This window comes from Agrobacterium sp. 22-3639C2, from assembly GCF_053522105.1.
This window is the reverse complement of the sequence record NZ_JBNWDB010000009.1, coordinates 1-16,535: the sequence shown is the minus strand read 5'-3', so window position 1 is coordinate 16,535 and position 16,535 is coordinate 1. Positions and strand designations below refer to the sequence as shown.

Sequence of the window (16,535 nt, the reverse complement as noted above, 5' to 3'; positions counted from 1 at the left end):
TGAACTTCCTGCCAAACCTTTTCTGGTCGGTGAGCGCGGTGTTTCCATGTCGCTTGCGGGCGTCCAGGAGAAGTGCGTGCATGCCGCGACGTGAAGGGGAAGGAGCTTTATTCGAGATGTTTTTACCGCGAAGTGCTTTTTAGGAAGCAGTTCTATGATGACATCGTGTTTCGTCACGCACATGTGCCAAAGCGATAGTGAACCGGTTCATTACCGCGCGCGTCGGGCCGTCCGAAAAGCTTGTTTACGGGCATCTTTGTCACAGACCGTACGAAACGGAACGCTGCGGGAACGCGACGCCCGTCTCGCCGTTATGACCTACTGCTGTAATAGATGGCATTGGAGTACGTGCGTATGGGCAGTCGAGTTTGCATCATTGGGTCAGGTCCCACCGGTATTTTCACACTTCAGCGTCTGGTTCAGTCTCCCGCACCACTCTCCATCACCGTTTACGAAGCCGAAATGCTGGCCGGAAAGGGGACGCCCTATCTTCCCGGCGCCAACGATCCGGTAATGCTGTCCAATATCCCCAGCATTGAAATACCTTCAATGCCCATGTCGCTGATCGACTGGCTGTACAGCCAGAGTGACGACTATCTGAGCCGCTTCTCCATTGTGCGATCTGGAATCAATGAGCGCGAATTTTATCCACGGCTCGTTCTGGGCGATTATTTTCACACACAATTCACAGCCATTGTGAGAGACGCGAGGAACCGCGGGCATGAGGCCGATGTGTGCCCCGGCCATTGTGTCAGGGATATCGTTCTCGGTATCGATCAGATCCGCGTCAGCGTCGATACGAATGATGGCAGTTTTGACGCCATTTTCGACCACGTCGTGATGGCGACCGGCCACAACTGGCCAGATAAAACCGAGGTGAGACCCGGTTATTTTGCGTCTCCATGGCCGGCGGCAGCTCTTAAGGCTGCCTGCCACGGTCGGCTTGGTATATTGGGAACGTCTCTGAGCGGCATCGATGCCCTGTTAACCGTCGCGGTATCGTGCGGTTCATTTATCCATGATGACGCGGGAATATTGCAGTTTCACGCTACCACCGGCCACGAGAATTTCTCGGCCGTGATGATGTCGCGCAAGGGGTTGTTGCCGGAGGCTGACTTCTACGGCCCGCTTCCATATTCAATGCCAAATGTGTGCACGCAGGAGGCCGTGGATCAGGAGATTGGACGAGGACCGGTTGGTTTGCTCGACAGGGTGTTTGAACTTTTTCGCCGTGAAATCGCAAGTGCTGATCCCGACTACGCCTCTGAGATAGGCTTGAACAGCCTTACCGTCGATAGTTTCGCGGAAGCTTATTATGGGCGCCGGTCAGCCACTGATCCATTCGCCTGGGCAGCAGCGAACCTTGCGGAGGTCGAGCATAATGCCCGGGAACGCTTCACGGTACCTTGGCGCTACGCCATTTTGATAACACACGAAATTATCGCGCGGGCGATCCCACATTTGGACACACAGGATCTGGGCCGGTTTAACAAGTCGTTCAAAAGTGTCTTCATTGATGACTATGCGACAGTTCCGCATTTGTCGATCAAGCGTCTTCTTGCACTACGGAATGCCGGCCGGCTCGAGATTATGCGGCTCGGCGACGATTATTCCATCGATACTGATGGTCTTTCGCGCGGGGCGAGGGTGCGGATGAGGGATGCCGAAGAGATATTCGACAGCTTTATCGATGCCACTGGCCAGACTGCCCTCTCCGCCCGGGACCTGCCTTTCCCTTCGCTGCGGCGCGGGACTGTGAAACCAGCAATGACAGTGGAGTCCGGGACTCCATTAGCTATTGAAGAGAACGACCCAATTGTCAGAAGAACCGGTGGTATAGCGGTGGATGAAAGTTACCGTCCGCTCGATACGGGCCTGCTGTCGAACCGCCTTTACTGTGTGGCCATTCCCTTTTTGTTGCACAAGCATCCGTTCGTTCAGGGCATAACAAGCGCAGCGGAACTGGGCGAGACCGCTGCGGAGGCCATTTTGGAAGACCTGAGCAAAACCGCATTTCCGTCGATACTTTTAACGGCCTGACAGTAGCAGACGGGAAGTGATGATGACTGAGCGCATTCGACCAATGCCGGCAATCGGGAAAATCGTAGAAATATGGCGATACCCAGTGAGCTCGCTCGGCGGGGAAATATGCCATGAGGCCGACATCAGTCTGAATGGGATCACGGGAGATAGGCGTTTCGGCCTCTTTGATCCCGTGTCCGGCGTAGTCGCTGCGCCGGAAAAAGACGCTCGTTGGCGCCCGGCGCTTTTTCTTAAGAGCGCCATGGATGAGAATGGCGTTCGTATTGGGTTTCCGAACAGACGATGGCTATACCTCGAAGATTCTCAATTGCCGCAGGCGCTGTCAGCGCATTTCGGATTTGAGGTGGAGATCGGCAGTTATGCCGCGGCGGATCCTCTGGCACCCTCTGTTCCGCAAATCAGAAATCGCTATTCGGTATCGCCCCTGCATTTAGTGACTACCTCCTCGTTGTGCGAACTTCAGCGGATGACGCCACAAAGCACTATCGACCGGCTGCGTTTTCGTCCCAACATCCTACTTGAAACGCAAGACATGTCCGGCTTTTCAGAATTTGGCTGGATCGGCGATGCCATCAGTTTCGATACAGTTGAGGTCACGGTGACGGAAACGACACAACGCTGTGGCATGACACTTATCGCCCAGCCGGAGCTGAAGGAGCAGCCTGAAATCCTCCGAACGATGCTGAGAAACACCAGTCGCGCGCTTGGCATTTATTGTGAGCCCAGGACAACAGGCCGTATTGAGATCGGCACTACCGGGAAAAAACACGTCGGGTAGCCAGTTGTCTGCAGTGAGATGCGTCACCGCTTTCGCAGGGGTTATTTAAGTGTACCTCTCGGCAGGTATGCCAAAGCGCGTGCCGACCAACGCAACAATTAAGACTGCTTATTATTGAGGGCTTGAGAGATGGAATCTCTTTCCCGACGAAGGCAGGTGGTATTTCGTGTTCCCCACTGCTGCGCAAAAAGGGATGAGAATCGTGAAGAATGCTATCAGCTTAGCCGTCTTTTTTGCTTTGACTGTATCATCGTCATCAAGTCAGGCGAAGGAGCCGAAATTCTCGACTCGTTTGATTATATCCGTTGATGAGCCGCTGAATAAAGAAGGCGGGGCGGTAATCATATCTAGTCGAAAGGTGTCTGATGATGAATGGCGCGCCCTAGCTGCAGATTCGGCACCTGGGGAGGCAAGCGAAAAGGCGTTCCATATAAGCGTGTCGTCGCCTGCCTCTATCGTGGATTTTGTTTACCCTGAGAGCGGAACCTACAGTTTTAAGTTCCAATCTCCTCCTGGCAGCAACGCCGCGCCCCTTAAAACTCGGGAGGTTTTAACAGGCAGCGCTGAGGTGGCCGATCCGGAAACCAAAGAGCAGGTGAGTTGGCCATCGATGAGCGTCATTTATGTTGAAGGTGCCACCTATAATGAGGGATGGGCGCGGATATTCGCTTCCAAATACCTCGTTGTCTTTGGTGATACCAATTTGGTCCAGGCGATAGAACGAAGTGACATATTCTCCTACAGCTTTGCTGAATATCTGGGCAGTGGTGGTTTGTCGCAAGCGACAGTCACGCATCTTCGCGGCGTAGCATCGAACTATACGATCGGGGAATAGCGGGCGAGCCCGCTGATGGCGGATCATGGATGTGCTGGAAGGGTCCGGGAATGTGTTCGCTGGCCGGCACAAGGGTAACCAAAGCACCACATTTTCACGACGACACCTAACTATATGATCGTGTTGTGCCTGGAAGCAGATTCTAGATGTTCGACCAGCATGAGCTGTTCTGCAAGGAGCAACGCCTCGGGAGAAGAAAACTCTTTCGCTATTCCGCTGACATAGAAGGTCGGCGCTTTGGTTAAAGCAGATCGACTATCATCATAGCCCAAAAAAAAACGAGCATGGCGATGCAGGCCGGGCGGAAGAGATAAAATCGCTGCCAGTTCGTGAGGCGGAGGTCGTTGTAGTGCATGGATCTGTCAAGTTTGACGTGATCCATTTCGCTGTCGACAGAAAAATCACCACCATTCTTCTTGTAGAAATTATACTTCCGAACCTGCGCGATAATCTGTTGCACAGCCAGAAGGCCAACCGCGATAAGAGCCGCAGAAAAAATGACGATCTCAAGTATCAGCAAGCGTTTCTCCTGTGCGATCGGTTGAAACGGCGACGTATCCGGGTGTGAATCAAATCGTGGGAGACGAAGTGCCAAACCGCTTCAATGGATGCAATTGTCTTTAAAAACTACGCAATTTCGATTTTTTCGTCCAGTATCTGACAATGATGTGGCGCGATATTTCGGACAGGCGGAAAGTGGGCTTCCACGTGCTTGATGCGGACACAGGGATTAACTGTCATGTGAGGTCGCATATTAGAGCATCGGATTGCGCCGGAAGTAGGTAGACGGAAATATAAAAACCAAAGATCTGAAAATTTTGTCGAGGAAGACGAGAAAATCGAGATGATGTCGGCAAAAATAGAAATGAGTTTAGCATGATTGGCGTGTTTGTTAGACTAATAATTCTTGCGGTTGCATTGCCTGTTTTCTCGGAGACGTCCGGGGCGGCGGCGAATGCTGAGGTAATAAAGCCAGTAAAAACTCAGGTCACGATAATTGTCGATAATGCTGTGCTTCAAACCGGCGGAACGGTTCTCGTGGTGCCCCAAAAGGTCTCCCGGGACGTCTGGGATAGACTGCCCAAGCGACCGGAGAATTCCCTGCTTCGGAATAAACCGAAATCTCGGGTGATCGAGGACGGGGATAAATTGCTGGAGGTGACGGTCTCCAGCAAGGTTTCCGTTGTCGAGTTCGACTATCCAGCCGATGGGACTTACGGGTTTAATCTGGTTCGCGCCGATAACACTAGGCCGTCTGCCCTGCGCACGAAGCGCATTTTCGTGGGCAGCGGATATTATACCGATCAAAAGACAGGAAGACGGGTGGACTGGGGCGAAGTTTCAACGATCCACATCTATGGGCCGGACGTTGATGAGAGTTTTAGCCGATCCGTCAGAATTTCATCCAACGAAATAATGAATATCGGCGCCGCCAAAATCGCGGGTGAGGGATTTGTCGTACATCGGCTCAGTGATAGTCAGATAGACCGTTCGGTGATCAAAGAGCCGAACTAAAGCGAATATCTCTATATTACCAATATCCGTTAGGCCGTCGACATGAGGCAACGATGAAATCCAATGGATATGGAATAGATAAGGAATTCTGCCGCACGAACGGTTGTAGGATCTTCTTTGGCGTGGATTGGCTGGATGACGCCGAATTTGAAGCCATCAAGGCATTTTTCGGCTCGCGTCAATTGTTCGTCTCGAGCGGGGATAAACCACTTGAGCAATCGCCCGCCTCCTCGTTTTCCGCGGCTGTGAAACTGGAAAGTGAATTTGTGGATAGCGACAAGTATATTCTCTCACCGAATGACGCGTTGATTTATGTAAGCGATGATCGCGATGTTTACCTCGTTGCCGCATCGAGCGAGCGTCTTGCAACGTTGATCACCGAAATATCAGCCCGCGGCGGGAAAACATATTCTTCCCTCGTGCGCAGCGGCACAGTCGAACCTAAGAGGCAGGTCAGGGCTTTATTCGACTATTGGGCAGATCTGAATTTCGAGAGTGCCTGAATAGCCGGCTACGCAATTTCGAGATTAAGATCCCGGTGTATTCGCCCGGCATGTGCGCTCGGTTCAATGGTTGAAGCGGTTCGCGGTCTCAACGCATACGCGGTGCGCCGCAGCATTCTCTTTTCGCAAAGATGCCCGGGACACCTCGAGGTCGGTGAGGGGAATACCCGCATACTCCGTGTGAAAGAGTCATTGGCCGCACACGGAGACCCAATCGAGCGGGGTTCTGACCTGCTCCTGCCAATCATGGCGATCGCGATGGCGATGCAGAGCATCGTCGGCAACAATGTTGGAGCGCGGCTTTACTCCCGCTCGGATGCGGTCCTGCGGATCGCTGCCGCAACAACATTGCTCTATTGTCTTGCCGTCGAGGTTTTGTTGCTGGGCCAAGGCACAGTCGTCGGAGCAGCCTTTGTCGCTGATCCGGATGTGATCGGTTAGGTCGGCCGGTTGCTTCGCCCCATGGCTGCGGTCTATCTCTTTTCCGGACCAGTTCTTGTGCTCGGTCTATATTTCCAAGCCATCGGCCGACCGGCCCGCGCGGATCTTCTGACCATGGTCAAGCCGCTTATCCTATTACCTGTCTTGTTCACGATCGCTGCGGCAATGTTGGGCGCGGACGCAATCTGGTTTGCCTTTCCGCTGGCAGATGGTGTGGCCGCAATCATCGCAACTCTTATCCTTGCCGACGCCCTCAAGGCGAGGGGAAACGCGGGTATCGGGCTCAAGGCCGTAAAGAATCTGTCATGACAGTCAGAACCATTGCAGAAGCCAAATCGCACGCAAAATCTCCGCGGAGCGTACTCGCCGCAGACGGTAACGTCTTGGGCCATGCCCAGGCACTGGAGCTCGTCGCCCGACAGAACGGCGCGCGACTGGAACACCTTGTCCACCAGCCTCGCCAACGCTGACCCTCCGTTCCATCTGCACCAAAGGGTGCAGGGGCGGTATCTTGGGCAATCCTTTAAAGGCGGAATAAGCGCATTATCATCCTCGGGCTCGCACTATTCCGTGACTGTCCGTTTCGATGAACCGGTGGACACAGTTACCTTCAACAGCTTTTCGAACATGGGCCGAGTGGTAAGAGGTACGGTGGATATCAATGGAACTTCCGTACGCAAGACATCAAACGGGACGCCGCACCTGACTTTAAGCGCGTTATGAGCCTCGGTGCGTTAAAGGTTCGCGGCGATTTCCGCGGTCGCCAGTGTCCGCAATGGGCCAAGAGTCGTCTACCGCTTAGCGCGATTTGCAGACATCAGAACTCGCGTTAGTATCGAGCGATGACAAGCGAAGCATCCGACGAAACAACCGAAGCGAACCGCCACGCTTGGAACGCTCAACGGTTCGCCGCGTGGCTATCTGCCTTTGGTAGCCCAGAGGCGGAAGCGCGTAAAATCGTTGCTGAGCCGAGGCAGGTTCTCCGGCGACTTCTGCCATATCTCGGCGAGGTTGCGGGCAAGCGCATCTGCAATGTGCAAGGCTCGCATGGACGCGTTGCAGTCGCGCTGGCTCATATGGGCGCAGAGGTTCTCGTAATCGACTTTGCAGAAGAGAACAGGCGCTTTGCACTTGAACTCGCGGCGTGTGCGGGTGTGGTTATCGACTACGCTGTCAGCGATGTCCTCAAGGCGAATGAACTCGGCCGAAACCGCCAATTCCACGTCTTGCTGCTTGAGCTTGGCATCCTTCACTACCACCAAGACCTAGACCTCTTTTTCCGCGTGATGCGGGGACTTGCGGCGGATGGCGGCATTCTCCTTTTAAATGAATTTCATCCTATTCAACGCAAACTGTACTGGCCAAAAGGGCCGCATGACTACTTCGAGGCAGGCCTGATTGAAGCGGACGTCCCGAACCCCGACCAAGATGGCGAAAGTCTAGGACGTTGCATGTACCGGTTCTGGACTTTGGGAGAGATCGTGACCGCAGCCATAAACGCTGGATTTAGGGTTGCAAGGCTCGACGAGCATCCAGACTGGGAAGACCCAACTATTCCGGGCAGCTTTACAATGCTGGCCGAAGTGTTAGCCGATGCCATGACCGCTTAGGGCCAGAACCTGCCGCGAATAGATCACGCCATTTCTGGTGATTGCGCCAGTTTCTGATCTGGCCGAGTATCGATGCGACTATGTCCGCGCTGGGAGTCTCATATGAAGTTGGTCGAAACGCCGGAGTTTTCCGTTGAAGCAAATCCGATGTTTGAAAATACCCGTGTCTTGGCAGGGTCAATCGGATTGCGTCGTCATCCGGAGACGGCGTTCTCACCACAGATGAGCGTGTGGTCTGCTAAGCGTGAGAGAAAATCACCCGAAAAATGGCTCAGCGACCGCCTCAAAGATGATGGCGGCAAAATCATTGGGCGCGAAGCCGTGACCTTCGCAGGCATGCCGGGCGAGATGAGCAAAGTAAAGGATCGTTTGCAGGATTGGGAGACGAAGGAGAAACGCAACTGGTATCGGCTGCGTGCGCTTCTGGTGTCGGCCGATGGCTCTACCTGGTATCACGCCACTGCTATGGTCAGTGAGCCGGAGCTTGCCGAGATCGAGAAAGATTTTAAGCGTCTGCTAGAATCCCTCCGCATCAAGCTCGAAGGCAATGCCGCGAATGAGGTAAGAACTGCGGCGGAAGCTGAGACGGCAGCCGTCGTTGAAAAACTGAAGAACAGCATGGAGAAGGTGTCAGCCATTGCCATCCAGCAAAGCCACGAAGAACGGAGCCTCGAAAATGCAGCCGCCGCGATGGCACCCGTGGCAGGTATTGAGGAGCGCTTCAACGCGGCGGTAGCTGACGCTGGGTTGCAGGATAAGCATGAGGCCCTGCGTCTGATCGTCATGCCGACGGTTGCCATGGTTGAATGCAATGCCGCCGACACCGAAATTACTGGCCTGAGCCGCATCGGCGGAGGCCCTGATCTGCCCATCGACACGGATTGGCCGCGCGACGACAACGGCTTACACCTCAATTATCTTGCCCAGATCAATCTTGATGACTTGCCTGATCGCCCGGAAGAACTACCGGCATCCGGGTTGATCTCCTTCTTCACGGGAACGGACTACACGGATTGGCGCGTCCTCTACACTCCGCCGGACGTAAGTCTCACGCCCCATACAGTTTCGGAAGACGCGATGGACACGGCAACCTCGGTATCGCAGATGATCGTCTGGGATAGCGACCTCAAGCGGTTTGTACCGAACGGACAGGCTGTCGACGGACTATCGGTCAGCACGGACGAGGCCGGTCGCTTGACATTCAGCCGTGACGGGGTACCCGTCAAGGCTTTCGCCTCCGAATACGAGTTCAGCCGCTCGGCGCAGACGCTGCGCTTCGAACGCTCGCTTAGCGCTCCCTTCGGCCAGCGTGGCCCCAACAACAACCGGAGGGCCTATGCTGATATTGGGATCGAAGACCCGTCGGATTTTTCTATCGCGGTCAGCGAGCGCTTTAAAATCGGAGATGGACCGCAGCACCAGATGTTCGGAATAACCGGCGTGCGTGATCTCGCCGCAATCCAGCAGATGGCTGCGAAACATGCAGCACAAAACGGCTGGTCCGATATATCCGCACCAGATGGCTGGTTCATTCTGGTCAAGCTCGCATCCGGAGGCGAAGCGGATTTCAGCTTCAGTGATCACGGCGACTACGTTTTTATGATCAATCAAAATGACGCCGCTCGAGCGGACTTCTCGCGGGTCTACGCCTTTGTCGACTCTGGTTGAGTAAGAGATCACGACATGACGCCATGGCAGGACGTCGTCATCAACCTCGTGAACAGCCAGGCGTCGTGCCCTGCTCTTGTGAGCGGCAAGACCTTCGATCCCGATGTGGCCGTCACCAGCCAATTGATGATGATCGACGATCCTACCCTCGATGAATATGATGCAAGGGTAAAAAAGCTGTTCAAACCGGCATGTGCCAAGCTGGGAAAGCTCGGCGTTGGGCAGGTCTATGGTTTCCAACCGATTCTGGCGCTTGGCGGCGACAGAGCCCTGGAAAGTCTCGCGATCTGCGACGCGTTGCCGCATATGGCGATCTTGGCGCAGGCGCATGAGATGCAGTTGATGGACAATGCCGCTTTTCCGCCTCGGCCGGTGCGCGTGATTGGTTCATGAGCTCGGCCCAATGAACGCATCGGGCCGAAACCGGACGTAGGTGCACGCGTGGATGAACGACTTGTGTCGAGCCATTTCTCCTGTATGACGACAGGAGATGACGGCGCTTAAGGCGGACTTTGGAGGCGACAGGTGTGTTGGGGCATGTCTGTCGCAGCTTTTGCGCAGACATCAACCGCTACCGTCAGGGATTACGCAGACTTTTTACACCGGAGATTTTCATGAGACATTGTAGACTCGTTTATCAGAGCTATCCGCTCGACCTTGCAGTCCAGGAGCCGTGCATCACCCTGCGAGCCACAAGTGGATCTTGGCCTGGTCAAACATTGGAGGACTACATCGGTCTAGATCTGAAAATGAATTCTCCGAAATTCTTCTTCGATCCCAATAATGACCCCGAAGATGGCGTTGCCCATTGGTTGAACCCGGGTCTGGATACACAGTGGCTGAAAATTCCCTTGAAGCACTTTAAGAACCGTGATTTTCGCAGCCTCGAAGAAATCCGGGTGGATTTTCAAGGCGAGGGAACGCAAAACCCTTTGATTGGGGAGAATTGGTGGGAAGCTCCCGGCCTTATCACCACCTACAGCGATGAATTCTTCGCCCGTGCGGCAATCTCCATTCGTCACGACGGTGGTGGCACGTTTTCGGTTCAGCTTTCTGGCACCTCTCAGTTCGACACTGCCTTTGATATAGCCTTCAGTGCTCCCCTGACCGTCAAGCTGATCGGATATCGCAACTCTGCGACCCAAGAGGATCTTTTGGGCTGGTTCGACCGCTTTCTCAAAAAAGACGACTTCACTTTCACGCCGCTGCAACGAGGTGAAGACCTCTATCTCGATGGTGTGGTCAAATAACCGCCGTGCCAATCGTCCTTAGGCGTCAATTTTCGAAAGCGCACCCACGATCACAGTTATTGGTATGCGGCGCGGTTCTCATCGTAACTGGACACCCAATGGACCCAGACAGAGACTCCCCTGGCCTTCAACGCTTCCATCACCTGTCGATTGGGATGCCCCGGCGTCGTGACATCTGCGTAAAGCTGGTCGTCGAGGACACGGATGCTTCGTAGACTGGGCATGTCGAGCAGAGCCGGGATGTTCTCTAACGCAATCCCTGCATTTATGGTCTCGATCTTGAATGGCGGCAGGAGGTCACGAAGGTCCACAGTCCCGATCATCGACGTCAGATCAAGGCCCTTGATATTCGGGCAGTGCTTGATCCCGGCAAGGCTGTTGATGTCAAAGATATCGTCCGCTCCATCCCAGAAGAACCAGACATATCGATAGATGGAACTGCCTCCATCCAGAACAAGCTCGTCGATCTCATTCAAAAGGTCGGTCGAAAGAGGATAGCGATCCAGGTAGGCACGAACTGCGGGAATGGGCTTGTAACCTTCGTTCTCAAGATCGACGGGCCGCCCGAGAACATGCTCGGCAAGCTGTTGCGGGGTCCCGAGATCGATTAGTTGTTTGTCAATGAGGCTGGATAGGATCGCAAGCTTTAGATTAGGATCACCGAACGGCGCACCCGAGATATCTCCAGGCGCAGGGTAGCGTGATGCAGTAGCCATCCGCGACCATCCAAGAGTTGCGAAAATACCTCCCGCGGCCACGAAATCACGTCGTTTCAGCATAAATGTGCCATATCTCCATGAAATTGAGCCGTTTTGCCGCGCTGACCTGCTTCAGTAGCAGGTTTAACGAAAGTAGCCTACACTGACTCAGCGCAAGATCGGTGCGCGGAATGGGCCGACGGCCGTCATGGCCCTGAAGCGCCAACAGCGGACATTGCGCCTGCTGCAAAACTCTCTATTCTGCGACGTCACAAGGTAGGAAATGATCGGGGTTTTTCGCGACCTAGCATATCTAGCTCAGACGAAATTTTTGGATAAGAGACCATCATGGATTTAGAAAGCCTCAATCCGCAAGTCTTCAAAATGTGGGAATTGCAAAGGAATGGAGGTCCTGATTTCTTTCAACCAAGCACGAGAGAGGACATCGAAGAAATCGAGCTCCTGGTAGAAAGAGCTATCCCTGAAGACTATCGAGATTTTTTACTGAAGTATTCAGCCATCGGTGGCTCTATCGAAGTCGGCGCGTATTTTTTCCCGTGTAATTTCAAGAAAAGGTCGGTTATCGCTGGGAACCTATCCTTGGTGCCTTGGGCAAAAATGACGATCAGTGCTATCAGGGCCTACTGTAATCCACATCCGGATTTCGAAGGAGTGAAGCCGCGTATATCGCGCGAACTGCTTCCGCTCACACGCGACAACTACTCCACGCTGCTGATTGATCTTCGCCCGGAGAGCTTCGGAAACGTATTGTATCTGCCCTATGTCCGAAAGCAGGTTTTTGGCAAGCACCCAAATTACGGATGGGGAAATGTTGGTTATGTCGCGCCAAGCTTCACTGACTTCATCAGGGAACTTGGAACTGAGGCCGAACTGAAGGCGCGCTATCCTCATCGGGTTGCTTAATCTTTTCGCACTAGTCAGAGTTTAGTGACCAATTTTACGACGGCGAATGACCGTTTCGGGCCGGTCGGAGACATTGCAATGGTTTGGTAAAGGTCTAATCTCAGCGGCTGCTTAGAGCAAGCGTAACGACAAATGAGGCGGCAATGAACCTTGGTGCCCCGGATGCGCCTTTTGGCATGGAAGAGACGGTTGCGTAGATCGTCAGCACGCTTCTGGCGCAGCGTGGCAAGCCAAGGGCTTCAGTATCTCGACCGCGACGGAAGGACTGTTCCATTGTGAGGCTTTCGCAGGCGCCAGCATTTTTCTGAAAGACGAAGGCAGGTCATTTGCGGCGAATTCATATAACGCGCGACGGGCAGCAAGGCCGTTTTAGGGAGAAGTCGGGTTCCTATAGCGGCTGACCGATGGTGGAAAACGGTCACGATGATACAGTCTTGCAATTCGCAACGAGTCATAAAGCCGAGTTTTCTGAGCATGCATGTGAGTTGCGATTTCTTTTAAATGCTATTATATTGGCATTAATGTGTCAGATGTGCGCATGAGTGATAATATGTTAGCATTTAAAATGTCTTCTCCTGTGGAGGTTATCCGGGACCTGGCGGACAGAATGAAGCGCCGACGGATCCAGCAAGGATTGACCCAGCGCGAATTGGCTGCGAGATCGAATGTCTCCTACGGATCGCTGAGGCTATTTGAAGAAACCGGCAAAATTTCCCTCGAAAGTCTGGTGAAAATTGCCTTTGCTCTTGAGGCGGAAGCGGAATTCGAACGGCTGTTTCCAGGTCTGCCGCCACAGAATATCGATGATGTCATTGATCGTCCTCTCAAGCAGCGTGTGCGCAATAAATGAAGTTCACGTCAATCCAGAAGATGAGCATTTATCTGGAGCTCGAAGGGAATGAGAAAAAGCTCGGGACGCTTGCCTGGAGCGGCAGGGAACGGAGGGCTTACTTCGAGTACGCGGCGGAGTTTCTGACAGCGCCCCTTTTGATTTCTCCATTCCATATAATGGCGGCCAGTGGGTTGATTGCGGCGCCTCGCGATCCGTTCGACGGGCTTCACGGGCTGTTCAACGACAGCCTGCCGGATGGGTGGGGTCGTTTGTTGCTGGACCGCCGTCTTCAGCGGGCGGGTATCGACTATACCCGGCTTACTCCGATCGACCGTTTGTCTGCAGTCGGCAGAACAGGAATGGGCGCGCTCTCGTATGTTCCTGAATTACCAGACGACCAGCAGCCTCAGGCCGTCACTGATCTCGACTGGTTCGCTGATCAGGTCGAGTTGGTGCAGGCTGAAATGGACGTGGCTGACATTGATGGCTTGCAGGGTGCGCAGGGCGGATCCGCGGGCGCACGGCCGAAGATTATGATCGGCTTCAACCAAGCGGAAAACAGATGCGTTCTGGATTATGGCCAACCGTTGGACCCGGGGTTCGAAAGGTGGATGGTCAAGGCGCCGAGTTCCGATGATCCTCGGGAAATCGGTGCGGAAGAAAAAGCCTATTCGCTGATGGCCGTCGCTGCAGGACTGACGATGGCCGACACCCTGCTGCTGGAGACCAGGAAAGGACGACGGCTTTTTGCGACCAAACGTTTTGACAGGACCCCTGCCGGCAGGCTCCACATGCACACGGCAAGCGGCCTGCTGAATGCAAGCCATCGTGAAGCGAGTGTGAGCTATGAGCAACTGCACAAGCTTACTCACATAATGACCCGGGACGCTACGGAAGTCCTGAAGATGTTCCGAAACATGGTGTTCAATGTCTATGCCAGAAATCGCGACGACCATGCGAAGAACCACGCCTTTCTTATGGACGTGAATGGCCGCTGGTCTCTGGCGCCCGCATACGATCTTACTTTTTCGTCGGGACCAGGTGGAGAGCACAGCGCGACAATAGCCGGGGAAGGCAGGAATCCCGGCATGTCCCACCTTCTGGCAGTCTCCAAAGGGGCCTCGATTTCTGATCAGGACGCACGGGAAGTTATAGAACAGGTTAGAGCGGCCGTAGACCGATGGCCTAAGTTTGCTGGGGAAGTTCAGTTATCCAGAACTCGGACCGCTGAACTCGACAGGTTCTTGAATGGTAATCGGCTGGCTTAAAGGCCGATGATCACCTTTGCCACGTTCGTTGTCGAAACCGACGATACGCCTGCCGTCCTTGCCATAAAACACTCGATACTCGAACAGGTGCGTCCTACCGGGAACGGGTTCCGGCACCTGTATAAAAATTTTTGAAACTTTCATTAATTGGAAGTATCAAGAATTATGTCTTCGTTGGTGGACCAAATTTCCGCGGCCGGATTGGCTGATCGTTTTCTGAATGACCGGCAACTCGCCGAGTTGCTGGACGGCAGTGACGCGCGCCGTTATGGCCTAGTCAACCGCGCTTTGAAAGACGGGTATCTCATCCGTCTGAAGCGTGGTTGTTATGTGCTGGCGCGACGCTATCGACGTGACCCGGTTCATCCGTTTGCCGGCGCCGAAAACCCCGGGCAGCTATATCTCTTTCGAAACAGCACTGTCGTTTCATGGATGGATTCCGGAGGCGGTGTTTGTTACGGCCAGTGTTTCACCTGGACGCAAAAGCCAGGATTTTTCGACGCCCGGGTTCGGGACCCTCAGCTATCATCCTCGGGCGATTAACGATTATCGGTTCATGACGAGTGTTGACCGTGTCCCGCTCAACGGCTCGATTGCGTTCGTTGCCAGGCCTCTTCGGGCGCTTATGGATCTGGTAGCTCTTCGCAAGGTGGAGTGGAGCGGGCTTGAATGGCTGACGATTGGTATGAGGATTGAGGAAGATGCCCTTTTCGGAACGCGACGTAAGGATTTTACGGCATTGAAGCCGGTGTACAAGCACAAGGCTGCAAATGCTTTTCTCCGGACGTTGGAGGCTACAGCTTCACCTGTCAGACCATAGAGAAAAGACTTGTGGGCTGAGATTCAGTGAAAGGGATGAAATTTATCACAGCGCTCAGTTAATGCAGCATTTACAGGATTGCTGTATTTTATGGATTTACTTTTGTGACCGTGCTATCCTCGCGATACACGACGGGAGTGTGTTTGATGGCAGGTTCAGGTAATTCCTACACCACGAGTGATCTTTCCAGGAAGTCGGGTGATATTATCGCTGAGGCGCTTCGTCATCCGGTAACGATCACCCAGCGCAACAAGCCTCGTCTGGTTCTTCTTAATATCGAGGATTATGAACGTTTGATGCGGCAGTCTGATCTGCGTACGGTTGGCACTATTGATAATATGTCTGACGCTTTGCTAGAGGAATTTGAGGCCGCAGTCGACACTTATGCGGAAACTGAAGAGACGGTTCGGTGAGCGGTTTCGATAAGATCGAGACTGCAGTCGTAATCCGCTACCCTTATCTATGGAGCCGCGAGGCTGCCCGCGGTGAAACCGAAGGTCGGAAGGGGCGACCTGTTGTTGTTGGCGTCAGGCTCGCCCGTGCGGGCGGCGACATGGTTCTTTTCTTTCCGATCACGACGAAGCATCCGGAAACTGATCGTTTTGCTATTTAGATCCCTGCGCATTGAAAAGCGCCGGGCCGGTCTTGATGCAGATGTGCGGCTTTGGATCATTCTGGATGAGTATAACAGCGACATTATCGGACATTCTTTCTACTGGAGCCGGAGCTACCTGTGGGACGGTTCAGTAAAGCTTTTTTTCTCCCTGTCCTTCGGGAGTTTATTGCGCGTCGTCGGTCGTCCAGCGAGGTTTACCGCGCCCGATAAAGAACCGTGTGATGTTGGGTAACTCAGGTCGACAAACCGGACAGATCCTTGATGTACACGCTTGACGTGTCACGTTCGACGGACTGGCAATCCTATGTTGGATGGGCCAAATCGCGCCGATATACGCCTCTGGAATATTTTACCCATCTTGATGGCATTAATACATATATTCCCGTATTTATACTTATTTGACGGAATAGAATACTTAGAGATGATTGGGCGGCTGTAAATTGAACAGGGGAGGAAGAGGGTCGGTAAAACATATAATTTGTCCGAGAGGTGAGCGCAAAACATATAAATAATTAAACACACCATTGCTGCGGGAGAGATGAGAGATTTACTGGAGAAGTTCGCCTGTTTGTGCGCAGTCAATTTGGCACTGTTATAAGCAGGTGATTTTATATAGGTTTTTATTGTTTAATGGATTTATTTACAGGTAGAACCGGAGGGAATCTGATTGGAAAGTGAATTGAAAAGGTGGTGAAAATTGGTGGCGATCGATCATAATAACAATATCATGATAT

The 16,535-nt window shown here is 53.3% G+C and carries 18 protein-coding genes and 2 pseudogenes; 18 read left to right on the top strand and 2 right to left on the bottom strand.

Annotated elements, in window-relative coordinates; translation table 11 throughout:
* Positions 1–354 precede the first annotated feature (354 nt).
* From ACQZ6D_RS27290 to ACQZ6D_RS27280, 3 genes are all read left to right on the top strand, one after another.
* Positions 355–2,040 carry an FAD/NAD(P)-binding protein gene (locus ACQZ6D_RS27290; protein ID WP_111800607.1) on the top strand — a complete coding sequence of 562 codons (1,686 nt, stop codon included), beginning with the start codon at positions 355–357 and terminating at the stop codon, positions 2,038–2,040.
* 22 nt (positions 2,041–2,062) lie between these two features.
* A complete protein-coding gene (locus ACQZ6D_RS27285) occupies positions 2,063–2,821 on the top strand; it encodes an MOSC domain-containing protein (protein WP_162693373.1) in 759 nt (252 codons plus the stop codon).
* A gap of 202 nt (positions 2,822–3,023) precedes the next feature.
* Positions 3,024–3,656 (top strand): hypothetical protein, encoded by a 633-nt coding sequence (locus tag ACQZ6D_RS27280; protein WP_111804894.1) that lies wholly within the window; start codon positions 3,024–3,026, stop codon positions 3,654–3,656.
* Positions 3,657–3,897: 241 nt separating this feature from the next.
* Here ACQZ6D_RS27280 and ACQZ6D_RS27275 read toward each other — a convergent pair whose 3' ends face one another.
* Positions 3,898–4,176 carry a hypothetical protein gene (locus ACQZ6D_RS27275; RefSeq protein WP_112497002.1) on the bottom strand — a complete coding sequence of 93 codons (279 nt, stop codon included), beginning with the start codon at positions 4,174–4,176 and terminating at the stop codon, positions 3,898–3,900.
* A gap of 356 nt (positions 4,177–4,532) precedes the next feature.
* Here ACQZ6D_RS27275 and ACQZ6D_RS27270 point away from each other — a divergent pair, with 356 nt between their 5' ends.
* The 9 genes and pseudogenes from ACQZ6D_RS27270 to ACQZ6D_RS27230 all read left to right on the top strand — a co-directional run bounded on the left by ACQZ6D_RS27270 (position 4,533) and on the right by ACQZ6D_RS27230 (position 10,643).
* A complete protein-coding gene (locus ACQZ6D_RS27270; protein ID WP_448730434.1) occupies positions 4,533–5,171 on the top strand; it encodes a hypothetical protein in 639 nt (212 codons plus the stop codon).
* Positions 5,172–5,224: 53 nt separating this feature from the next.
* Positions 5,225–5,674 (top strand): hypothetical protein, encoded by a 450-nt coding sequence (locus ACQZ6D_RS27265; protein ID WP_111800603.1) that lies wholly within the window; start codon positions 5,225–5,227, stop codon positions 5,672–5,674.
* Positions 5,675–5,866: 192 nt separating this feature from the next.
* The gene (locus tag ACQZ6D_RS27260) at positions 5,867–6,115 is read left to right on the top strand and encodes an MATE family efflux transporter (protein WP_111804828.1); all 249 of its coding nucleotides are present in this window, start codon (positions 5,867–5,869) and stop codon (positions 6,113–6,115) included.
* Between the two features lie 21 nt (positions 6,116–6,136).
* Entirely contained in the window at positions 6,137–6,424 is a 288-nt protein-coding gene (locus tag ACQZ6D_RS27255; RefSeq protein ID WP_111800601.1) for a hypothetical protein, read from the top strand.
* Positions 6,421–6,838, top strand: a pseudogene (locus ACQZ6D_RS27250) (glyoxalase superfamily protein). Before ACQZ6D_RS27255 ends, ACQZ6D_RS27250 begins: the two are co-directional and overlap by 4 nt.
* Before the next feature lie 119 nt (positions 6,839–6,957).
* Positions 6,958–7,725: a class I SAM-dependent methyltransferase gene (locus ACQZ6D_RS27245; RefSeq protein WP_174047819.1), complete on the top strand. Its 768-nt coding sequence runs from the start codon at positions 6,958–6,960 to the stop codon at positions 7,723–7,725.
* 102 nt (positions 7,726–7,827) lie between these two features.
* Positions 7,828–9,393, top strand: a complete 1,566-nt coding sequence (locus ACQZ6D_RS27240) for a DUF1963 domain-containing protein (protein ID WP_162693363.1) — start codon at positions 7,828–7,830, stop codon at positions 9,391–9,393.
* A 15-nt stretch (positions 9,394–9,408) separates the two neighbouring features.
* A complete protein-coding gene (locus tag ACQZ6D_RS27235; RefSeq protein WP_111800598.1) occupies positions 9,409–9,786 on the top strand; it encodes a T6SS immunity protein Tdi1 domain-containing protein in 378 nt (125 codons plus the stop codon).
* 221 nt (positions 9,787–10,007) lie between these two features.
* Positions 10,008–10,643, top strand: coding sequence for a hypothetical protein (locus tag ACQZ6D_RS27230; RefSeq protein WP_162694937.1), 636 nt, complete (start codon positions 10,008–10,010; stop codon positions 10,641–10,643).
* Positions 10,644–10,699: 56 nt separating this feature from the next.
* Here the strand turns inward: ACQZ6D_RS27230 and ACQZ6D_RS27225 are convergent, their stop codons facing one another.
* Positions 10,700–11,359 carry a DUF6892 domain-containing protein gene (locus ACQZ6D_RS27225; RefSeq protein ID WP_111800631.1) on the bottom strand — a complete coding sequence of 220 codons (660 nt, stop codon included), beginning with the start codon at positions 11,357–11,359 and terminating at the stop codon, positions 10,700–10,702.
* A 330-nt stretch (positions 11,360–11,689) separates the two neighbouring features.
* Here ACQZ6D_RS27225 and ACQZ6D_RS27220 point away from each other — a divergent pair, with 330 nt between their 5' ends.
* From ACQZ6D_RS27220 to ACQZ6D_RS27195, 6 genes and pseudogenes are all read left to right on the top strand, one after another.
* The gene (locus ACQZ6D_RS27220) at positions 11,690–12,265 is read left to right on the top strand and encodes an SMI1/KNR4 family protein (RefSeq protein WP_111804831.1); all 576 of its coding nucleotides are present in this window, start codon (positions 11,690–11,692) and stop codon (positions 12,263–12,265) included.
* 538 nt (positions 12,266–12,803) lie between these two features.
* The gene (locus ACQZ6D_RS27215; RefSeq protein WP_236772758.1) at positions 12,804–13,115 is read left to right on the top strand and encodes a helix-turn-helix domain-containing protein; all 312 of its coding nucleotides are present in this window, start codon (positions 12,804–12,806) and stop codon (positions 13,113–13,115) included.
* The gene (locus ACQZ6D_RS27210; RefSeq protein WP_111800596.1) at positions 13,112–14,365 is read left to right on the top strand and encodes a type II toxin-antitoxin system HipA family toxin; all 1,254 of its coding nucleotides are present in this window, start codon (positions 13,112–13,114) and stop codon (positions 14,363–14,365) included. Before ACQZ6D_RS27215 ends, ACQZ6D_RS27210 begins: the two co-directional genes overlap by 4 nt.
* A 165-nt stretch (positions 14,366–14,530) precedes the next feature.
* Positions 14,531–14,908 (top strand): type IV toxin-antitoxin system AbiEi family antitoxin domain-containing protein, encoded by a 378-nt coding sequence (locus tag ACQZ6D_RS27205; protein WP_236772759.1) that lies wholly within the window; start codon positions 14,531–14,533, stop codon positions 14,906–14,908.
* Positions 14,909–15,331: 423 nt separating this feature from the next.
* Complete coding sequence (locus tag ACQZ6D_RS27200; protein ID WP_111800595.1) at positions 15,332–15,598, top strand: type II toxin-antitoxin system prevent-host-death family antitoxin; 267 nt, start codon at positions 15,332–15,334, stop codon at positions 15,596–15,598.
* Positions 15,595–16,011 (top strand): annotated as a pseudogene (locus tag ACQZ6D_RS27195) (hypothetical protein). The gene ACQZ6D_RS27200 and the pseudogene ACQZ6D_RS27195 overlap by 4 nt, the downstream one beginning before the upstream one ends.
* Positions 16,012–16,535 lie beyond the last annotated feature (524 nt).